Below are 20,705 nucleotides of genomic sequence, written 5' to 3' on the forward strand. Positions count from 1 at the left end.
TGTGCCTGGTCAGCTGGTTGCGCCTTGCTGGTCGCGTGTCGGGCCATCGACATCGATTTGGCTTTCATGAGTCCAGGCGCCTGAGTGCGGAGATGTTCTTCAGGATGATCGAGCGACGATGCGCGGGCAGTTCGATGTAGCGAGCCCGTTCCAATTGCGTCAGCGAGCGTGAGACCGTCTCAATCGTCAGGCCGAGATGGTCTGCAATATCGATGCGCGACATCGGTAAGTCGACACACCCAAGTCCCGAGAGCCGATCCGAAATGCCGAGGAGGAAGGTCGCCAGTTTTTCAACGGCGCTCTTGCGCCCCAGGAGCATGATATGAGCCTGCGCGCGCTCCAGTGACTGCAGCATCGCCCCCATAACCTGTTGGACGAATTCAGGATCATCAGTTGCGAGTTCGGCCAGCTGCTGATTGCGATACTGCAACAATGTGACGGGCTCGACGGCATCGGCGCTCATGCTCCGCACCCCACCCGTTTCAATTCCGAAGATGTCGCCAGGCACGTGGAAGGCGTCGATCTGGCGGCGACCATCGCTGAGGACGCGGTAAGTTCGGACCGTCCCCGCCATGACGCGATAGTAGGACTGCGCTTGGTCACCCTGGGCAAAGATGCCCGCTTCCTTCGCGAAGCTGCGCCGAGCCTCGTTCGGCGTCGATGCAGGGCGGGTGTCGGATTGCCGCGTAGCGCCTCGAGCCATCCACGCCGGAAATTGTATGACATGGGGTGCGGAAATTGTTTGCATGGCGCCCTCTGCAGATGGTTGTGTCTTGCAGAAGAGCTACCGTTTCGCGCTTTCCGGCGAAATTCAGATGCTGTCCTAAGGGATATTCCTGAGGGCCTGCTGCTTGGAGGCAAGGACAGTGCGGATGGTCTCGACGAGAGAATCATCCTGCAGAGGCTTTTCAATCACTTGATTGAAGCCAGCCTTACCCGCCTTTCGGCGAATGTGATCCGAAATACGGCCTGTCATCAGGATTGCAGGCAGGTCGACATGGCGAGTGCGTAGGTGCTCGACGAGCTCAATGCCATTCATCCCGGGCATGTTGTAGTCGACAATCAGGCAGCCCCGGGTTGGCATGTTCGGCTCGGCGAGAAGCTGGGCGCCGTCGCAATAGGCGCGCACCTGCAAGCCCTCGATCTCGAGAACGAATATCAGTGACTGCCGAACCGCATCGTCGTCGTCGACGACGATGATCGGCCCTGTGTCGGTTGACATCGTTTGGCCCCACCCAATGCCATCGGACACAGCACGTGCCAGATAGTCATGCCGGATTGGACCAGAAGCACCGGGATTTCCAATTCAGGGAAACCCCTTATGGTCTCGTGGTTGTATCGCCCCCGCTTTCGACCAATAGGGCGAACCGCACCAATTCGGACAAGCTGCCCGCGCGCATCTTCGTCATGACATTGGCACGATAGATCTCGACCGTGCGTGGGCTGATGTCGAGTTCGAAGGCGATGACCTTGTTGGCCTTGCCGGCAACAAGTCGATCGAGAACCTGCTTCTCCCGTTCGGATAGGGCTTTGAGCCGCCCCGCAATCTCGGCCGATTGAGCTTGATGTTGCGTTTCGCGCTGGTGCCTATCAAGGCCGATGCGCACCGCCGCCAGCAACAGATCGTCATCGAAGGGCTTCTCGATGAAGTCGATAGCACCTTGTTTCATTGCCTCGACAGCAAGTGGCACATCTGCGTGCCCCGTCATGACGATCACGGGCATTGTGAAGCCACGGGCTTTCAGCCGGCGCAGGAACTCGATCCCATCGATGCCCGGCATCCGAACGTCGGTCAGGATACAACCGGTCAATCCATCTTCGACCGTGTCGAGAAACGCGGAGGCCGATTGATGAAGTCTGACGGGCAATCCATCCGATGCGAGAAGGAACGACAGGGACTGCCGTACGGCCAGATCGTCATCGACGACATGGATGATCGCCTCATTTCCCATCGGCCATTTCCTCGGGATCTACAGATCGCAGGGTGAAACTGAACGTCGTGCCCGTTCCCGGATTGGATGTGACCCAGATGCGGCCGCCATGCGACTCGACAATGGTCCGGCAGATCGAGAGGCCAACTCCCATACCCTGCTTCTTTGTCGTTACGAAGGGCTGAAACAGCTGGTCGGCGATATCGGGAGAAATGCCGGCTCCAGTATCAGATACGGAAACCTCGACGAGTTTCTCTGAAAGATCGGCTCGTGTTGCCACAGCGAGTTCCCGGCGCGATCTGTCCTGCATCGATTCAATGGCGTTGCGGATCAAATTCAGGAGAACCTGCTGGATCTGGATTCGGTCGACGAGCACGAAGGGCGCGTTCTCGTCGAAGCGATATATGATCCGAACGCCCTTCTCCTTGGCCCCGACCAGGGCGAGCGCGCTGGCTTCCTCGATCAGCTTGGGAAGTGCCTCGACATGCCTTTCGCTTTCGCCCCGCGCCACGAATTCCCGCAAGTGCCGGATGATTTGACCAGCCCGAAGAGCCTGATCGGCGGCCTGGTTGACGCCATCGCGCAGGAGCGCAACCTGGTCTCCTTCCATGCGCTGCAGGATGCGGTGGCACCCCTTCAGGTAGTTTGCGATCGCGGTGAGCGGCTGGTTGATTTCGTGGGCAAGCGTCGATGCCATCTCACCCAGCGCCGTGAAGCGGGACACATGAACGAGTTCGGCCTGAAGCTCCTGGAGGCGCGTCTCGGTCTGCTGTCGTTCCGTCAGATCCCGAATGAAACCGGTGAAGTAGCGGCTGCCGCCTGAGTGCATTTCGCCGACCGACAACTCCATCGGAAAGGTCGAACCGTCCTTGCGCTGGCCGACGACGACGCGGCCTGTACCGATGATCCTGCGCTCACCTGTGGTCAGATAGCGATGCAGGTATCCATCATGCTGCTCACGATAAGGTCCCGGCATCAAAATCTTGATGTTCTTCCCCACGACGTCTGCCGGCTCGTAACTGAACTGACGAACCGCTGCCGTGCTGAAGGACTGGATGATGCCCTGTTCGTCGATGACGATCATGGCGTCAGGGATAGTCTCCAGAATGGAACGCAGGTGGGCTTCGCGCGCTTTGAGCCGGCCCTCGGCAGCCATCTGCTCGGTGATGTCGCGCATCACCTTGGCGAAGCCGTAAATGGCGCCGGAACGGTCGCGCAATGGCGTGATGGTCACATGCGCGGGAAAGTGCGATCCGTCTTTGCGGACACGCAGGCCATATTCCTCGGTCCGCCCGGATTGCCTCGCCTTTCCGAGCTCGGCCTCAGGCTTGCCTGCCGAGATATCATCGGGCGTAAAAAAGGCCGAGAAATGCTGGCCAAGCATTTCATTTTCGCGCCATCCGCTGATCCGTTCCGCGCCCGCGTTCCAGCTTGCAACCAGGCCGTCCGCATCGATCATGAGCAAACCGATATCGGAGACCGCCTCTACCAGAAGCTCTGCGGGAGACGTGAGCGTCTGAGCTTCGGATCCCGCCTCGGTATCGCTGGCCAAACAAATCTCCAATGCCCGGAGTAAAACTGTGTCCGACTGAACACGGATGCCCTAGTGGAATCCGTCAGCCGACATCCGTCAAGCATTGGCCTGTTCCCCGGCAAGATCCAAGCTCGGTACGCTGACAAAGTGCATTCCGATGCCCGGGGCAGCTTTGAGCCCGCCGATGCGGATGGCGACGCCGCATCGGCGCCAGAGGTCGTTATGGACCATGGGGCGGATGTGATGAGGTCAAAATGGCGGAGATGGGAGGAGCATTGTGCAGGCGATACCCTCGGTATCGGCAAGCGATGCGACGCTGCAGCCCCGTCGTTTTCACCTCACCCGCAGGGCGCGGCGCTTTTGCGCGACTGCGGCGTCGTTCTTCCTGGCAAACCGAAAGGTTTGCGTCCTTGAACTCTTTGCGTCCTCGAACTCATTGCGTTCTCGAACTCCTGGCATTCGCGCAAAAGCGCCAGCGTCAAATCGACCTCGTGGCTCATAACAGCCTCTAGAGTGCTTTCGAGCGAAGTGGACACCGGTTCGCGTGAAGAAAACGCGTTAAAACAAGGATCTAGAGCATTTTCGCGCTTCGGAGAAACGCGGAAATGCTCTAGACTGCTGACGAGTGCCGGGACACCTGAGAGGTGAAGCGCTGATCGAACGCCGTACTGATCACCCTGACGAGATTTCGGGATGCGGGCGCGACATGAATCCTGGCGCCGTCACGTATCGCAAGGCCATCCCGGATCATCGGCTGTAGTCGCCCCAGATCGTCATCAAGCTCGCCGACCTCAAAGCCATGCTGCTGGCAAAGCGCCGCAAGATCGACGCTGAAGTCGCATGTCAACCGCTCGATGATGCTAGCGCGCAAATTGTCCTGCGGCGTCAGCGGGACACCGCGCACTGTTGCAAGACCGTCGCTCGACAGAGCCGAACGGTAAGGCGCAACGGTCGCGGCATTCTGCGCATAGCCTTGAGGCAACCGAGAAATCGCAGAGCTGCCGAGGCCGATGAGAACCTTTGCGTCATCTGTCGTGTAGCCCTGGAAATTGCGCCTGAGCTCGCCTGCTCTCGCGCTCCGGCACAGGGCATCGTCCGGCTTGGCGAAGTGGTCAAGCCCAAGCCGGACATAGCCCGCCGCAAGGATGCGAGCCGTGGCAGCCTCGAACTGAGCCGAGCGTTCCTCGCTATCGGGCAATGCGGCTTCCGGCAGCAGGGCCTGGTGCCGCTTCATCCACGGCACATGGGCGTAGCCGAACAGCGCGATCCGGTCGGGATCGAGCGACAGGGCTTGATGCACCGTGCTCAGCACATTCGCGACGTTCTGGTGTGGAAGACCATACATCAGGTCGAGATTGAGCCCCTCGACACCGGCGAAGCGGAACCACTCCGCAACGCGCAACGTCTGCTCAAAGGATTGCAGTCGCCGGATCGTCTTCTGGACAAGCGGATCGAAACTCTGCACGCCGAGGCTGACGCGGTTGATCCCTGTCTCAACCAGCGTGGCCGCATGGGCTGGCGATATCGTGCGCGGATCGACCTCGATCGCGAGCTCGGCGTCGATGTCGATATCGAATCCCGTACGGATCGCCGCCATCAACCGCCGAAAGTCGGACGGGGCAAGGATCGTTGGCGTGCCACCGCCGAAATGAAGATGGTTGAGCCGCATTCGTCCTGGCAGGGCTTGGCCGACCAGTCCCAGCTCGCGCAACAGCAAATCGAGATAAGCCAGGACCGGCGCGGGGCTGCGTGCCACCGTGGTCTGGCAGCCGCAATAGAGGCAGAGCTCGGCACAGAACGGCACATGGACATAGACCGAGACCGGCTCGTCGCCGTCGAGTTCGGAGAGCCAGCTCCGGTAGAGCGCGGCATCGACCTCACCGGTGAAATGCGGCGCGGTTGGGTAGCTGGTGTAGCGCGGCACCTGGCGCGCGGCATAGGAAGAGGCTTGGCTGGTCATTGCGGCACTCTGCGCATGCCAGCCGGAGCACGCCTTGATGTGACGCAAATCTCAAAGCTTGCTCGGCACCCCTCTGGGCGCCCGCGCCTTGCCGCGCATCTGAACGCGGTCGACCGCGAAGCCGCGCTGCTCCAGGGCATGCCGGTCCTGGCTCCAGATGTCGGAAGGCTGCATGTCGATCGAGATCGACGGCAGCCCCAGCTCCGCAGCCAGATCACGGGCGAAGCTGATGAGAGATTTGACCAGCACCGTGCCAGGCAGGCGCAGCAAAGCGAGTTCCGTCACCTGCAGCGTAGCGTCCCGCCCCAGCGCCTGGACAACGCGAAAGGCGAAGAGGGCGTGGATGCAGCCCTTGCGATCACGCAAACCGACTATGCCGTCATCCTTGCGCCCGGCTCGTATCGCCCCACGCAGGAACCGCCTCCAATCGTCGAAACTCACTTTGGGATGCGACATCGCAACGAGGCTATAGGCGCTGCGCGCCTGGGCCGGAGTGACCCGGACCGCCTCGAAGATGTCGTGATCAACCACCGCACTGCTCCCGAGCAATCCGGTACAGACTGGCTGCCCGGCAGCGCGCCCCGCATTGATCTGGATCAAAACCGCGCGCCCGCGGATCACTTAGGCTTCTGCCGATAGTTGAACCGTAGTAATACTCATGCGTGGTCTCGGGGGTACGCGATCGTGGATTGTCAGCCATCTGCCTGCAGTACCGCGCCTCTCGTCGAGAACGGTTGCATGGCGTGCACGGTTCGCCTTGTCAGCGTGTGCGCATCACTGTCGGTCGATGAACTGCAGTTGCTCGACGCGCTGGCTCATGAAACCGTCTTTCCCGCCAAGGAAACGCTGTTCACGCAGGGTCAGCCGGCACATTCCGTCTACAACATCACGGCGGGCGTGGCGCGGCTCTACAAGCTGCTGCCGGATGGGCGTCGTCAGATCGTCGGCTTCGCTTTGCCCGGGGATTTCCTCGGGCTTGCCATGCGCGACGCCTTTGGTTTTTCGGCCGACGCGATCGACACCGTCACCGCCTGTGCCTTCTCGCGTTCAGCCTATTCGGCGCTGGTCGAGGAGAAACCCCATCTGCTGCGGCGCCTACATCAATTCGCGACGCATGAGCTGACCCTCGCGCAGGAGCAGATGATGCTGCTCGGCCGCCGCACCGCCGAGGAGAAGCTGACCTGCTTCCTGCTCGCCATGCAGGAACGCTGGGCCAAGCTCGGCAAACCCTCCGTGACCGTGCCCCTGCCGATGAGCCGCCAGGACATCGCCGATTTTCTGGGCCTGACGATCGAAACCGTGAGCCGGACCTTCACCAAGCTCGCCAAGGACAAGACGATCCTGATCGTGCCCGATGGCGTGCGGCTGATGAACCTCGATCACATGGCGCACGTCGCCGCCTGAACGTCGCCGACCGCACGCGGCCCGCTCTCCTGCTCGCTTGACTTGAATCAACGTTCGCTCGCCGCAACCCGGCTAAGCCTCTCATCGAACGGCGCAGTGATGCGCTGACCATGACATGGGGGCAACGTATGTCAGCGACAGAATACTCAATCAGGCGCGCGACGACCGGTGAAATCGCCGGCATGCTGATTGCCGCAGCCGCCGTCATGCCCTTCCTGATGGTCGCGGCGCTAACCGACCATAGCGGTTATGCCTTCCATGCCACGCTGGCGACGCTGGCGTCGTTCGCCTCGGTCTTCCTGATCGGCAATCGCTGCTTCCGACCGGGCCAGGTGCCGGCGCCACAGGAGATCAACGGCAAGCCGAACTACAATATGGGTCCGGTGAAGTTCGCCACCGTGGCCTCGATGTTCTGGGGCATCGCCGGCTTCACGGTCGGCCTGATCATCGCTCTGCAACTCGCCTTCCCCGCGCTGAACCTCGACTTGCCATGGACGAGTTTCGGCCGTCTGCGCCCGCTGCACACCTCGGCCGTGGTCTTCGCCTTCGGCGGCAATGTCCTGATCGCGACCTCGTTCTATGTGGTGCAGCGCACTTCGCGCGCTCGGCTCGCCGGCGATCTCTCGCCCTGGTTCGTGGTGCTCGGCTACAACTTCTTCATCGTCATCGCAGGCACCGGCTACCTGCTCGGCATCACCCAGGGCAAGGAATACGCCGAGCCGGAATGGTATGCCGATCTCTGGCTGACCATTGTCTGGGTTACCTATCTGCTGGTCTTCCTGATGACGCTCGCCAAGCGCAAGGAGCCGCACATCTATGTCGCCAACTGGTTCTATCTCGCCTTCATCCTGACCATCGCCGTCCTGCATCTCGGCAACAATCTGGCGATCCCGGTCTCGGTGCTCTCGCCGAAATCCTATATCGTCTGGTCGGGCGTGCAGGATGCGATGTTCCAGTGGTGGTACGGCCACAACGCGGTCGGCTTCTTCCTCACCGCCGGCTTCCTCGCGATCATGTATTACTTCGTGCCCAAGCGCGCGAACCGACCGGTCTACAGCTACCGGCTCTCGATCATCCATTTTTGGGCGCTGATTTTTCTCTATATCTGGGCCGGCCCCCACCATCTGCACTACACCGCCCTGCCCGACTGGGCCCAGACGCTCGGCATGACCTTCTCGATCATGCTCTGGATGCCCTCCTGGGGCGGCATGATCAACGGGCTGATGACGCTGTCTGGCGCCTGGGACAAGCTGCGCACCGACCCCGTGCTGCGCATGATGGTGGTCTCGCTCGCCTTCTACGGCATGTCGACCTTCGAGGGTCCGCTGATGTCGATCAAGGCGGTGAACTCGCTTTCGCACTACACGGACTGGACTATCGGGCATGTCCATTCCGGCGCACTCGGCTGGGTCGCCTACATCTCCTTCGGCGCGATCTACTGCCTCGTGCCCTGGCTGTGGAACCGCAAGGAGCTCTATTCGCTCAGGCTGGTGAGCTGGCACTTCTGGATCTCGACGCTCGGCATCGTCTTCTACATCTCGGCGATGTGGGTCTCGGGCATCCTCCAGGGCCTGATGTGGCGCGCCTACACCTCGCTCGGCTTCCTCGAATACTCCTTCATCGAGACGGTCGATGCGATGCACCCCTTCTACGTCATCCGCGCGCTCGGCGGCGCACTCTTCCTCATCGGGGCGCTGATCATGGTCTTCAACCTCTGGATGACGGTGAAGAGCGGGACGGTTGACGTGCCGCAGGCCGATTACGACCACGGCCTCGTCCCCCAACTCGCCCCCGCCCAGTGAGGACATCAGCCATGTCGAGCATTGACGCCCGCGCGCCCCTGCCGCGCCAGTCCCGCTGGTCGAAGCACAAGATCTTCGAGACGAACTCGATCATCCTGATCATCGGCGTGCTGCTGGTGATCTCGATCGGTGGTCTCGTCGAGATCGCACCGCTGTTCTACCTCAAGAACACCATCGAGAAGGTCGAGGGCATGCGGCCCTACACGCCGCTCGAACTTGCCGGCCGCGGCATTTACGTCCGCGAGGGCTGCTACCTCTGCCACAGCCAGATGATCCGGCCGCTGCGTGACGAGATCGAGCGCTACGGGCACTACTCGCTCGCCGCCGAGAGCATGTATGACAAGCCCTTCCAATGGGGCTCCAAGCGCACCGGGCCCGATCTCGCCCGTGTCGGTGGCAAATATTCCGACGAATGGCATTCCGGGCACCTTGCCGATCCCCGTTCGCTGGTGCCGCAATCGATCATGCCGGGCTACCCGTTCCTGGCCAGGACCGAGCTGGCCTATGACGACATCGCTGCCGAGCTGCGCGCCAATCGCGTCGGCGGCGTGCCCTATACCGACGAGATGATCGCCCAGGCGATGACAGACCTGAAGGCGCAGGCAACTCCGGACCACCCCGGGCAGAGCGCGCTCGAAGCGCGTTATCCCAAGGTCCAGGCCCGCGATTTCGACGGCAATCCGGGCCGCATCAGCGAAGCCGATGCCCTGATCGCCTATCTCCAGGTGCTCGGAACGCTCGTCGACTTCAAGCTCTACAACGACAAAGCCAACATTCGCTGAACGAGGCCATCATGGACACGACCTATCAATGGCTCGCGAGCTTCGCCCAATCGGTCGGGCTGCTCTACTTCGTCGGCATCTTCGTCAGTGTCTGCGCCTACGCTTTCTGGCCCAAAAACCGGGCCCGCTTCGAGCAGGCGGCGTTCACCCCGCTGCAGGAGGATTGAGCAATGGATCAGACTCACAAGGGCGACCATGAGGTCGATCATGTCACCGGCACCGCGACGACCGGGCATGAATGGGATGGCATCCGCGAGCTCAACACACCGCTGCCGCGTTGGTGGCTCAACATCTTCTACGCCACCATCATCTGGTCCTTCGGCTACTGGATCGTCTATCCGGCCTGGCCGCTGATCAGCACGACGACCAAGGGCGTCATCGGCTATGCGACGCGACTGGATGTCGAGACCGACCTGTCCGCGCTGCGGGCGTTTCGCGCCACCCAGACGCAAGGGCTCGCCGAGGCGTCCCTGGAGCAGATCAAGGCCGATCCGTCGCTGTTTCGTATCGCCATGGCCCAGGGCAAGGCCGCCTTCGGCGACAATTGCGCTGCCTGCCACGGCGTCGGCGGCGCAGGTTCGAAGGGCTATCCCAACCTGAACGACGATGACTGGCTCTGGGGCGGCTCGCTCGCCGCGATCCAGACGACGTTGCAGCACGGTATCCGCGTCGCGACCGATAGCGAGACGCGCGTCAGTCCGATGCCAGCCTTCGGTCGCGACGGCATCCTCAAGCGCGATGAGATCAACGCGGTCGCCAACCATGTCCGCGTGCTGGCGGGCCTGCCGACGGAGCCGAAGGCCGATCTCGCCAAGGGTCGGGCGCTCTTTGAGCAGAACTGTGCCGCCTGCCATGGCCCCGCCGGCAAGGGTAATCAGGAAGTCGGCGCGCCGAACCTGACCGATGCGATCACGCTCTATGGCATGGACATGGCCTCGCTGACCGAGACCATCACCAACAGCCGCGGCGGCGTGATGCCGGCCTGGGGTGCGCGTCTCGACGCCACGACGATCAAGGCGCTGACGGTCTATGTCCACTCGCTCGGCGGAGGACAGTGAGATGAATGTCGCCGAGGCCGATGGGCTGCCGCTCTTCGCAGCCTCGAAGAAGGTCTATCCGCAAAGCGTGTCGGGCCCATTCCGCCGCGCCAAGTGGACGATCCTCATCCTCTGCCTCGGCATCTACTACCTCCTGCCCTTCCTGCGCTGGGATCGCGGGGCGCACCTGCCCAACCAGGCCGTCCTGGCCGACATCGCTCATAACCGCTTCTATTTCTTCTTCATCGAGATCTGGCCGCAGGAAGTCTATTACTTCACCGGCCTGCTGATCCTGGCAGCCTTCATCCTGTTCCTGATGAACGCCATCGCGGGCCGGCTATGGTGCGGCTATCTCTGCCCTCAGACGGTCTGGACTGACCTTTTCCTCGCTGTCGAACGCGCCTTCGAGGGGGATCGGCGCGAGCGCATGAAGCGCGACGAAGCGCCCTGGACCACCGGGACGCTGCTGCGCAAGACGGGCAAGCATGTCGTCTGGCTCACAATCGCCTGGTGGACGGGCGGCGCATGGGTGCTCTATTTTGCCGACGCACCAACGCTCGTGCACCAGCTCGCTACCTTTACGGCGCCACTCTCGGCCTATGTCTGGATTGCGATCCTGACCTTCACGACCTATGCGCTCGCCGGCGTCATGCGCGAGCAGGTCTGCAAGTTCATGTGTCCCTGGCCGCGCATCCAGGCGGCCCTAACCGACGATGACGCGCTCAACGTCACCTATCGATACGACCGTGGCGAACCACGCGTCTCGGTGAAACAGGCACAGCGGCTGCGGGATCAGGGCGCACCGGCCGGCGACTGCATTGACTGCCACCAATGCGTCGCCGTTTGTCCCACGGGAATCGACATCCGCGACGGTGCCCAGCTCGACTGCATCCAATGCGGCCTGTGCATCGACGCCTGCGACAACGTGATGGCGAAGATCGGCCGACCCGATCGGCTCATTGGCTATGACACCGAGGACAACGTCCAGCGCAGATTGGCCGGCGAGAAGACCATCTATCGCCCGATACGGGCGCGGACGCTGATCTATACCACGCTGATCATGCTGGTCGGCGGCGCGATGCTCTATCAGCTTGCGACCCGGCGCACGGCCGAGATTTCCGTTCTGCACGATCGCGCACCCCTCTTCGTCAAGCTCAGCGATGGCTCGATCCGCAACGCCTACGCCGTGCGCCTGCTCAACAAGCGTCCGGAGGCGCGGCCCTTCGCCCTGACGGTCGCCGGCATTCCCGGCATCCGAATTGAGGCCATCGGCGCGCAGGCGACGGCCGATCTACGCCCGATCGTGACGGTCGAGGCTGATACATCGCGCGAGGTCCGGGTGCTCGTCACGGTGCCGCCCGATGCTCATCTCGACGCCTCGCAGAGCATCACCTTCACAGCCTCGGACCTGTTCGTCGGCGAGATCGTGCGCGCCCAGGATCACTTCATCGCACCTTAGGGGACGCCATGTCCTGTTGCGGAGCTTTCGCCATGCCGATCGATCTTCCAGCCCAGCCGACGCCACAACGCCGCCCCTTCGAGCTCAGCGGCCGCACGGTGCTGGCCAGCCTGCTCGGCTTCTTCGTGGTGGTCGCCTCCGTCAACGCGATCATGATGACGGCGGCGATCCGGACCATGCCCGGGGTTGACGTCAAGAGCGCCTATGAGACCAGCCAGCGCTTCAATGGCGAGATCGCGCGCATGCACGCCCAGGCCGAGCGCGGCTGGCAGGCGCAGGCTCAGATCAGCCGCGACGGCAGCGGCGCGACGGTGACCCTGAATCTGCACGACCATTCCGGCATCGCCCTCACCGGCCTCGTTGTCGAGGCGAAACTGCAGCACCCAGCTTCCCGCCAGGAGGACCACGAGGCGCGCCTCGTCGAGACCGCACCCGGCCTCTACTCGGCAACGATACCGGCAATCCATCGCGGCGGCTGGACGCTCGCGGTGGAGGCGAGCCGTGACAACGAGACGCTCTTCGTCTCGCGCAGCCGCATCCAGCTGGCGGAGTGAGACCATGGCCGCGCAACAGGATCTCTCCGTCTTCGTCCGCCATCACGACGGGATCGACGGCATGGAGCTGGCCATCGACGGTATCCGCTGCGCCGGCTGCATGCATGCGATCGAGAAGGGGCTGAAGCGGGACTCAGGCATCCTCAGCGCGCGCGTCAATCTCGCGCTGAAGCGCGTCACGGTGGAATGGCGCGAGGGTGTGCTGCGGCCCGAAGCGGTGATCGAGCGGCTCGCGCGCCTCGGCTTCAAAGCCTATCCCTTCCTGCCCTCCGAGCAGCAGGACAGCGTCACGCGCGAGGAAGCGCGGCTGCTGCGCTATCTCGGCGTCGCCGGCTTCGCCGCCATGAACATCATGCTGCTCTCTGTCTCGGTCTGGTCCGGCAATGCCAGCGACATCAATCCGGTGACGCGTGATCTCTTTCACTGGCTCTCGGCCCTGATCGCCTTGCCGACCGCGGCCTATGCCGGCCGCCCCTTCTTCGAAAGTGCGTTGCGGGCGCTGAAGGCGGGCGCGGTCAACATGGACGTGCCGATCACGCTCGGAGTCGTGCTCGCGCTCGGCATGTCGGTGGTCGAGACCTGGAATCACGCCGAGCACGCCTATTTCGACGGCGCGGTGATGCTGCTCTTCTTCCTGCTGATCGGACGCTATCTCGATCAGATGATGCGCCGCCGCACTCGCGATCTCGCCGGCAATCTCGCTGCCCTCAAGGCCGAGACGGCAACCCGCCTCGAGCGCGACGGTACGACGATCGTGGTTCCGATCGCGGCGGTCTCGCCCGGCGATCTCGTCCTGGTCCAGCCGGGAGAGCGCGTCGCCATCGATGGCCTCGTCGAGACCGGCCAGTCCGAGATCGACCAGAGCCTGGTCACGGGCGAGACGATGCCGATGCTGGTCGCGCCGGGTGGACGCGTCCATGCTGGCACGACGAATCTCTCAGGCGCCTTGACCGTACGCGTCGAGGCAGCGGGCAGCGGCACATTGCTCGACGAGATCGACCGGCTGATGGCCCAGGCTGTCGAGAGCCGCTCGCGCTATGTTCATCTATCCGACCGCGCGGCCCGGCTCTACGCGCCGCTGGTGCACGCCACCGCTCTTGCCACGCTTCTCGGCTGGATCGCCTTCGGCCTGCCTTGGCAGCAGGCATTGATCATCGCCATCACCGTGCTGATCATCACCTGCCCCTGCGCACTCGGGCTCGCGATTCCCGCTGTCCAGGTCGTCGCGGCCTCGGCGCTATTCCGTCGCAAGGTCATGCTGAAGGAGGGCGACGCGCTTGAGAGGCTGGCCGAAGCCGACATGGTCGTCTTCGACAAGACCGGCACGCTGACCTTGCCCGAACCCGAACTGCTCAACGCAGACAGCCTCGATGTCAGCATCGTGCGACAGGCGGCGGCGCTGGCGGCGGCGAGCCGTCACCCGCTGGCGCAGGCGATCAGCCGCGCCGCAGGCAATCCCGCGCCCGTTCGCAATGTGCATGAACATCAGGGGCTCGGCCTTGTCGCCTTGGTTGACGGCAGCGAGATGCGCCTGGGCAGCGTCTCCTTCTGCGAGGCACAGGCGGAAGCGGACCTTGTCGCCGCGACCTTCCCCACCACCTCGCTGATCGCATGGCGCCATGGCGATGCCTGCGCTGTCTTCGCAATTGGTCAGCGCCTGCGTCCGGACGCTCGCGCCTGCATTGCTGCGCTGCGCCAGCTCGGGCTTGGCGTGATGATCCTGTCGGGCGACCGGGAGGCTGCCGTCGCCTCTGTCGCGCAGGAGCTCGGCATTGCGACATACCGCGCCGCCATGCGCCCAGACGAGAAGCTCCTCGCGCTCGCCGACCTCGCGGCCGGAGGCTGCAAGATCCTGATGGTCGGGGATGGGCTCAATGACGCCCCAGCGCTGGCAAAGGCGCATGTCTCGATCTCACCTGTCAGCGCAGCGCATCTGGCGCAGGCCGCCGCCGACATCGTCTTCCTCGGCGACAGTCTGGCTCCCGTCGCCTCCAGCATCCTCATCGCCCGCAAAGCGCGTCGGCTGATGATACAAAACCTCTGGTTCGCCGTGCTCTACAATGCAGTAGCGGTCCCGATCGCGATCGCGGGCCTCGCGACGCCACTGGTCGCGGCCGCAGCAATGTCGGGTTCTTCGTTGATCGTCACGCTCAACGCCCTGCGCGCCGGACGCACCGCAGCTTCCGCGGCGGAGAGGACACCCTCATGAACATCATCGTCATTCTCTTTCCCCTGGCGCTGGGGCTCGGCCTGGCAGGCCTGGCCGGCTTCTTCTGGTGCATGCGCACGGGTCAGTACAATGACCTGGAAGGATCAGGCTGGCGCGTCCTGCAGGATGACGATCTGGCCGACGATCAGTCGCCGCACGCAAATGCGACGCGACAGCCAGAGCGAGCACTCTGAGAAGGCGCGAGGCGCAGGCCTGACATCATCTCGACCCGCAGCCCTTGATCGGCTCCCCGTCTCACACGCCCGGCGCGACCTGATCCTCGGGCTAGAGCGTTTTCGAGCGAAGCGGACACCGGTTCGCGTAAAGAAAATGCGGTAAAACAAAGAGTTAGAGAATTCTCGCGATTCGGAGAAACGCGAAATTGCTCTAGAAACTGCCCGTCACCTCAGCTCTCGCTTGCCGCATAAGGGGACACCGTTGTCGGTGAAATCCTTGTCTCGGCCGGGCCATGAGTGGAAACATCCGTAGAGGGCGTTCCTGCCTCGATAGAAAGCGTCACTCGCTTGGTGTCGGAATCGGGTCCGCCTGGCTCCGCCACGAAACCCAGTTCTCCAGCCATGCGCAACATCGCGGCATTTTCACTCAGGACATCGCCATAAACGGTCCTGTACCCCGCTTGTCGGGCGTAGCCGACGATCTCGGACAGGAGCTGGAATCCCAACCCCCTGCCCTTCATGTCCGAGCGGACGAGGATCGCGAACTCGGCAGAGCTGCGCTCCGGATCGCCTATGACGCGCACGACGCCATAGATCGGTCCCTCACCGAAGCCCGAGCCCGGCTCGATGGCGACGAAGGCCATCTCCCGGTCGTAATCGATCTGCGAGAGTCGAGCGGCCAGGTCGTGCTCGAAACGCTTCACTGAACCGAAGAAACGCATCCGCAGATCCTTGGCCGAGCATTGCTCGACCATGGCAGTGATTGCGACCTCGTCTTCCGGCCGGATCGGGCGCAACTCGAGAGGCGTGCCGTCTGTAAGGACGACCGCTCGCTCCAGCGTCCGCGGATAGGGCGTGATCGTATGGCCGCCGGCCGATACCGGCTCTGCAGCGATCGCAATCCGCGCATCCAGGGCGATCACGCCGCCCGCGTCGGCCAGCAGCGGATTGATGTCGAGCTCCAGCACATCTGGGAGGTGCACTGTGATCTCCGAGAGGCGCAGCAGCACGTCCTCGATGGCGCCCGAACGGACCGGCGGCACGTTCCGGAAACCGCGGAGCAACCGGGCGACGCGCGTATGCGCCACCATGTCACCGGCGAGGACGGAATTCAGCGGCGGTAGTCCGATGCTGCGATCGGACATGACCTCGGCCGCCGTGCCGCCCTGTCCGAACAGGATGACCGGGCCGAAGGTGACGTCGTGCGCGATACCGACGATCAATTCCTGCGCATGCGGGCGCGAGATCATGGCCTGGACGGTGAAGCGCAACGCCCGCGCCTCGGGGCGGGTCCGGCGCACGCGCCCAAGCATCGCCTCAGCCTCTCGCAACACCTCGGCGCCGGACGCCAGGCCGAGCGCGACGCCACCGACATCGGATTTATGCGTGATGTCCGGAGACAGAATCTTCAGGGCCACAGGACCGCCGATCTCGTCCGCTATGCGCCCAGCCTCGGCCGGCGTCCCGGCGATGCGGGTCTCGACCGTCGGAATGCCCAGCAGAGCAAGCAGACGTTTCGCTTCCTGCTCGTTGAGCAGGAGCCTGCCATCGTGCCGAACCGCGGCGATCAGTTCGCCGGCGGCGGCAACGGCCGCCGGCGCCAGCATCACCCCAGCTGAAGGCGTCTCCAGGAGCAGGGTCTGGTTGCGTCGGAATTCGACGAGATGGCCGAAGGCGCGTACGGCCTGCTCGGGACTGTCGAAGCTCGGCACCCGCCCTTCACGCAGGGCGTGGCGCGACTCCGCTGAGGCTTCGCTGCCGAGCCAGTTGGCCAGAACCGGGACGCTATGCCCGGCCACCGCAGCAGTCGCAACGGCACGCGCCGCTTCCGCGCCATCCGCCAGAGCCGTTGGGCAATTGATCGCCAGAATGGCGTCGCTCGCCGGCTCCCGCATCAGGATCGCCAAGGCCGCGCCGTATCGCTCAGCTGTCGCATCGCCAAGGATGTCGACCGGATTGCCATGCGACCAGCTGTGCGGCAGCACCAGATCGAGTGCCGAGCGGCTTTCGGCACTGAGTTCCGCGACCTGCAAGCCACGCTCCGCCAGTGCATCGACCGCCAGCACGCCGGCGCCACCACCATTGGTCAGGATCATCAGGCGATCACCGGAGACCCGGACGCCGCTCGCCAGGATCGCGGCGGCGGCGAACAGCTCGTCGAGCTCGTGGACCCGCAAGAGACCAGCCCGGCGAAAGGCTGCATCATAGACCGCGTCCGAGCCCGCGAGTGCACCGGTATGCGATAGGGCGGCCTTTGCTCCGGCGCTGCTGCGCCCCGACTTGACGACGAGAACCGGCTTCGTGCGCGCCGCGGCACGCGCCGCCGACATGAACTTGCGCGCATGGGTGATGTTTTCGACATAGAGCAGGATCGCTCGCGTCGCGGCATCCGAGGCGAGATAGTCAAGCACATCGCCGAAATCGACGTCGCTCATGTCGCCAAGCGACATGACATGGGAGAAGCCGATCTGCCGCTGCTGCGCCCAGCCCAGCATAGCGGTGATGATGGCGCCGGACTGGCTGATGAGGGCAATGCCGCCCGGCCGCGGCGTGAGCTGGGCGAAGCTCGCATTGATCGCCCGCGGGGTCGAGATCAGGCCGAGGCAATTGGGACCGACGATGCGCATCAGGTGCGGGCGCGCCGCGTCCAGCAGCCGCTGGCGCAGTTCGCCCTCGGCGCCCTTGCTTTCAAAGCCAGCGCTGACGACCACGGCCGCCCGGCAGCCGCGCTGGCCGAGCTCAGCAACAATGCCGGGAACGCTCGCTGCGGGCGTCGCGATCACCGCCAGATCGGGCACCACGGGCAGCTCTGCGATGGAATGATAGGTGTAGGTCGAGGCCACCGCACGCGCATGGGGATTGACGCACAGGATCGCCCCTTCGAAGCCGGCACCAAGCAGATTGGCAGCGATGACCTGACCGACAGAACCCGGGGTATTGCTGGCCCCGATCAGCGCGATCGACTTTGGGCTGAAAAGCGCGTCGAAATTGCGGATGCTCATGGCAGTGATGCCCCTCCGGGCCCCGTGCCCGCGGCGAGATTGCCGATCCCTGCTCCAGCAACCTTGCTCTGGATCAAATCATCGGCCGCCATTCGGTGAAATGATCAGCAAATGAACGCTTCACTCGGGACTATTGCCATGCTTCAGCGGATTACACTCCATCTTGCGCGGACCCCTTCTCACCCGGAGGGCGACAGCCGGGACGGCTATGAGATTGCCGCTCCGTTGACCGAGGACGGCCGGCTCGACGCCGAGCAATGGCGCCTCGAGCGCGAGCGCTGCCGTGTCCGGCGGTTCCGGCCCGGCGAACCCGATCGCCATGGCTGGCTGCTCCACCGCGCCGGCGGTGACGGCGGCGCGACTTGGCTGATCGACTACGACGATACGACGCGCGACGACGACGAGGGTACCTTCAAGCTCGACCGGCATCGCATCGCGGTCGGCGAATACATCTCGGTACGTGGCGATGACGATGACTTCGTCCCCTTCAGGGTGGCGTCTATCCGCAGGATGGGCACCGTCTCGCTGGCGCTGTCGGGCCGGCCCTAATCCTGACCGCAGGTCCCCGGAGGCTGCAGTGTTCGCGCTCCGCGCAAACACCGCCCCAGACAAGAGAGACATCATGACGGAACGGAAAGGGACGGTCGGCTTTTCCTCCTATGCAAGCCTGATGGTGCCGGTCCATCTCGGCGGAAACGCAGAAGGGCCGATCAAACTGGCCGCCTCGCTCGCCGACCGTTTCGCAAGTCGGCTGATCGGGGTCGCCGCGGCCGAGATCGTGGTGCCCTACTACGGCGACAGTATATCCGCCGCCGACGCCCTGCTGCTCCAAAACGCCGAGCAGACTGCCGGTGAGGAGGTCGCTAGAGCCGAGGCGCTGTTCCGGCGGACAGTCGGCTGCAGCTCCGCCATCGAATGGCGCTCCAGCCTCTCCGAGCCGCGCGGCTTCATCCTGTCCCAATCACGCGCGGCGGATCTGCTGGTGCTCGGCCGGCAAGGAGTCGACGACCAGGGCCGGATGGCGGTCGCAGCGAACGACCTCGTCATGGATCTTGGGCGGCCAATCCTGCTGGTTCCGCCACAGGTCGAGTCTCTTTCGGCCAAGCATGTCGTGGTAGCCTGGAAGGATACACGCGAAGCGAGGCGTGCCGTATGGGACGCATTGCCCTTCCTGGTGCGAGCCGAACTGGTCTATGTCGCTTCGGTCGGCCCAGAGGCGAACGAGCAGGGCATTGCCGATGTCTGCAGCCACTTGTCGCAACACCATGTTGCGGCGCGCCCCATATCGCGCAGCGGCGACATCGCATCCGAAACCCACGAAATCATCGACATCGCACAACAGCAAGGCGCCGATCTGATCGTCGCTGGCGCCTATGGACATAGCCGCATGCGCGAATGGCTGTTCGGCGGAATGAGCCGGGATTTGCTGGACACGGTACCGCTATGCTGCCTGATGTCCCACTGAGCCAGGCAAGCGGGCGGAATGGGGCGACATTGCCCCAGGACAAGCCCGGCGACCGGCAAGCCCTGTACCAAGCAGGAATGTCCTGACCATGGACGACGGCGCTGCAACACTGACGACAGACGCTTCAAGCGACGAGCTATCGCCACCGCCACCGAGCTTCTTCCAAACCCTCGGCCCTGGGCTCGTGACGGGTGCAGCCGATGACGATCCCAGCGGGATCGCGACTTACAGTCAGGTCGGCGCGCAGTTCGGCTATGGACTGGCCTGGACGATGCTGTTCAGCTTTCCGTTGATGGCCGCCATCCAGGCGATCAGCGCAAGGATCGGCTCCGTCACCGGGCGCGGCATCGCCAGCAATCTGCGGCGACACTACTCCCCCTGGCTTCTGCGCGCTGTCCTGCTGCTTCTCATCGTCGCCAACGTCTTCAACCTCGGCGCGGATCTGGGTGCGATGGGCGCCGCGCTTAAACTATTGCTCGGCGGATCGCAGCGTCTGTACACCGTAGCCGTCGGTATCATCTCCGTGCTGATGCAGACCTATATGAGCTATGAGCGCTATGCTGCCGCTCTAAAATGGGCGACGCTGTCATTGTTCTCCTATGTTGCGGTCGTGTTCGCCGCTCAGGTGCCCCTGGGAGCGGCGCTTCACGGCGCATTGGTTCCACAGCTGACCTTGGACAGCGCGCATGCGATGGCGCTGGTCGCGGTCCTGGGAACCACGATCAGCCCCTATCTCTTTTTCTGGCAGGCAGGTCAGGAGGTCGAGGAGCTGCACCGGCGTCATCTCAAGCCGTTGTTTGTGGCGCCAAAGACAGCAAGCGGAGAACTTGCGCGCATCCGCCTCGACACGATCGTCGGCATGGGCTTCTCCAACCTGATCGCGCTCTTCATCATCCTGGCGACAGCCGCGACGCTCAACGCCCATGGCGTCACGGACATCCAGACCTCGAGCCAGGCGGCGGAAGCGCTGCGTCCCATTGCCGGCCCCTACACCTTCGCGCTCTTCACGATCGGCATTGTCGCCACGGGCATGCTCGCCATCCCTGTCCTCGCGGGCTCCGTCGCCTATGCGGTGAGCGAGACCTTCAGGTGGCCTGAGGGACTTGATCACCGCCCTCACGAGGCTAAGGCCTTCTATGCGGCAATCGCAGTGGCGACGCTTGCGGGGCTGGCGCTCAACTTCGTCGGCATCGACGAGATCAAGGCGCTGTATTGGAGCGCTGTGCTCAACGGCGTCCTTGCGGCACCGCTGATGGTGGTGATCATGCTGGTCGCCACGAACCGGCGCGTGATGGGTCGGTTGCGCCTGCCCCGGTCACTGGCGGTTGTGGGGTGGCTCGCAACCGCGGTGATGGCCGCTGCGACAGCAGGCTTCTTTCTGCTGTAAGGA

Annotated in this window: 19 protein-coding genes; 12 read left to right on the forward strand and 7 right to left on the reverse strand. The window is 63.6% G+C overall.

Features of this window, described 5'->3' with window-relative positions; translation table 11 throughout:
- Positions 1–64 precede the first annotated feature (64 nt).
- From BMZ97_RS05025 to BMZ97_RS05050, 6 genes are all read right to left on the reverse strand, one after another.
- Positions 65–748 (reverse strand): helix-turn-helix domain-containing protein, encoded by a 684-nt coding sequence (locus BMZ97_RS05025; protein WP_244546235.1) that lies wholly within the window; start codon positions 746–748, stop codon positions 65–67.
- Positions 749–823: 75 nt separating this feature from the next.
- Positions 824–1,222 (reverse strand): response regulator transcription factor, encoded by a 399-nt coding sequence (locus tag BMZ97_RS05030; RefSeq protein ID WP_092166648.1) that lies wholly within the window; start codon positions 1,220–1,222, stop codon positions 824–826.
- Between the two features lie 97 nt (positions 1,223–1,319).
- The gene (gene fixJ / locus BMZ97_RS05035) at positions 1,320–1,952 is read right to left on the reverse strand and encodes a response regulator FixJ (protein ID WP_092166075.1); all 633 of its coding nucleotides are present in this window, start codon (positions 1,950–1,952) and stop codon (positions 1,320–1,322) included.
- Positions 1,942–3,483, reverse strand: a complete 1,542-nt coding sequence (locus tag BMZ97_RS05040; protein ID WP_280141714.1) for a PAS domain-containing sensor histidine kinase — start codon at positions 3,481–3,483, stop codon at positions 1,942–1,944. Before BMZ97_RS05040 ends, fixJ begins: the two co-directional genes overlap by 11 nt.
- A gap of 592 nt (positions 3,484–4,075) precedes the next feature.
- Positions 4,076–5,425: an oxygen-independent coproporphyrinogen III oxidase gene (hemN, locus tag BMZ97_RS05045; RefSeq protein ID WP_092166079.1), complete on the reverse strand. Its 1,350-nt coding sequence runs from the start codon at positions 5,423–5,425 to the stop codon at positions 4,076–4,078.
- A gap of 51 nt (positions 5,426–5,476) precedes the next feature.
- Positions 5,477–5,956, reverse strand: a complete 480-nt coding sequence (locus BMZ97_RS05050) for a hypothetical protein (protein ID WP_092166080.1) — start codon at positions 5,954–5,956, stop codon at positions 5,477–5,479.
- A gap of 207 nt (positions 5,957–6,163) precedes the next feature.
- Between BMZ97_RS05050 and BMZ97_RS05055 the strand changes: the two genes are divergently transcribed.
- From BMZ97_RS05055 to ccoS, 9 genes are all read left to right on the forward strand, one after another.
- Entirely contained in the window at positions 6,164–6,829 is a 666-nt protein-coding gene (locus tag BMZ97_RS05055) for a cyclic nucleotide-binding domain-containing protein (protein ID WP_092166081.1), read from the forward strand.
- A 206-nt stretch (positions 6,830–7,035) separates the two neighbouring features.
- Entirely contained in the window at positions 7,036–8,631 is a 1,596-nt protein-coding gene (gene ccoN, locus BMZ97_RS05060; RefSeq protein ID WP_244546268.1) for a cytochrome-c oxidase, cbb3-type subunit I, read from the forward strand.
- Between the two features lie 11 nt (positions 8,632–8,642).
- Positions 8,643–9,413 carry a cytochrome-c oxidase, cbb3-type subunit II gene (gene ccoO / locus BMZ97_RS05065; RefSeq protein ID WP_092166082.1) on the forward strand — a complete coding sequence of 257 codons (771 nt, stop codon included), beginning with the start codon at positions 8,643–8,645 and terminating at the stop codon, positions 9,411–9,413.
- Between the two features lie 11 nt (positions 9,414–9,424).
- Positions 9,425–9,580 (forward strand): cbb3-type cytochrome c oxidase subunit 3, encoded by a 156-nt coding sequence (locus BMZ97_RS05070; protein WP_092166083.1) that lies wholly within the window; start codon positions 9,425–9,427, stop codon positions 9,578–9,580.
- Between the two features lie 3 nt (positions 9,581–9,583).
- A complete protein-coding gene (gene ccoP, locus BMZ97_RS05075) occupies positions 9,584–10,471 on the forward strand; it encodes a cytochrome-c oxidase, cbb3-type subunit III (RefSeq protein ID WP_092166084.1) in 888 nt (295 codons plus the stop codon).
- Between the two features lies 1 nt (position 10,472).
- Positions 10,473–11,909 carry a cytochrome c oxidase accessory protein CcoG gene (ccoG, locus tag BMZ97_RS05080; protein ID WP_092166085.1) on the forward strand — a complete coding sequence of 479 codons (1,437 nt, stop codon included), beginning with the start codon at positions 10,473–10,475 and terminating at the stop codon, positions 11,907–11,909.
- Between the two features lie 32 nt (positions 11,910–11,941).
- Positions 11,942–12,463: a FixH family protein gene (locus BMZ97_RS05085; protein WP_175525430.1), complete on the forward strand. Its 522-nt coding sequence runs from the start codon at positions 11,942–11,944 to the stop codon at positions 12,461–12,463.
- Between the two features lie 4 nt (positions 12,464–12,467).
- Complete coding sequence (locus BMZ97_RS05090) at positions 12,468–14,672, forward strand: heavy metal translocating P-type ATPase (RefSeq protein WP_092166088.1); 2,205 nt, start codon at positions 12,468–12,470, stop codon at positions 14,670–14,672.
- Positions 14,669–14,866: a cbb3-type cytochrome oxidase assembly protein CcoS gene (gene ccoS, locus BMZ97_RS05095; protein WP_092166090.1), complete on the forward strand. Its 198-nt coding sequence runs from the start codon at positions 14,669–14,671 to the stop codon at positions 14,864–14,866. The genes BMZ97_RS05090 and ccoS overlap by 4 nt, the downstream gene beginning before the upstream one ends.
- Positions 14,867–15,078: 212 nt before the next feature.
- Here ccoS and BMZ97_RS05100 read toward each other — a convergent pair whose 3' ends face one another.
- Complete coding sequence (locus tag BMZ97_RS05100) at positions 15,079–17,850, reverse strand: bifunctional acetate--CoA ligase family protein/GNAT family N-acetyltransferase (protein ID WP_092166091.1); 2,772 nt, start codon at positions 17,848–17,850, stop codon at positions 15,079–15,081.
- A gap of 138 nt (positions 17,851–17,988) precedes the next feature.
- On the opposite strand from BMZ97_RS05100, the gene BMZ97_RS05105 reads away from it, so the two are divergent.
- The 3 genes from BMZ97_RS05105 (at position 17,989) to BMZ97_RS05115 (ending at position 20,702) form a co-directional block, all read left to right on the forward strand.
- The gene (locus tag BMZ97_RS05105; protein WP_092166092.1) at positions 17,989–18,399 is read left to right on the forward strand and encodes a hypothetical protein; all 411 of its coding nucleotides are present in this window, start codon (positions 17,989–17,991) and stop codon (positions 18,397–18,399) included.
- Positions 18,400–18,427: 28 nt separating this feature from the next.
- Positions 18,428–19,315: a universal stress protein gene (locus BMZ97_RS05110; protein WP_244546236.1), complete on the forward strand. Its 888-nt coding sequence runs from the start codon at positions 18,428–18,430 to the stop codon at positions 19,313–19,315.
- A gap of 88 nt (positions 19,316–19,403) precedes the next feature.
- The gene (locus BMZ97_RS05115; RefSeq protein ID WP_092166096.1) at positions 19,404–20,702 is read left to right on the forward strand and encodes an NRAMP family divalent metal transporter; all 1,299 of its coding nucleotides are present in this window, start codon (positions 19,404–19,406) and stop codon (positions 20,700–20,702) included.
- Positions 20,703–20,705 lie beyond the last annotated feature (3 nt).

It is taken from the genome of Allobosea sp. OK403 (assembly GCF_900113835.1).
In the GTDB taxonomy this organism is placed as follows: Bacteria; Pseudomonadota; Alphaproteobacteria; order Rhizobiales; family Beijerinckiaceae; genus Allobosea.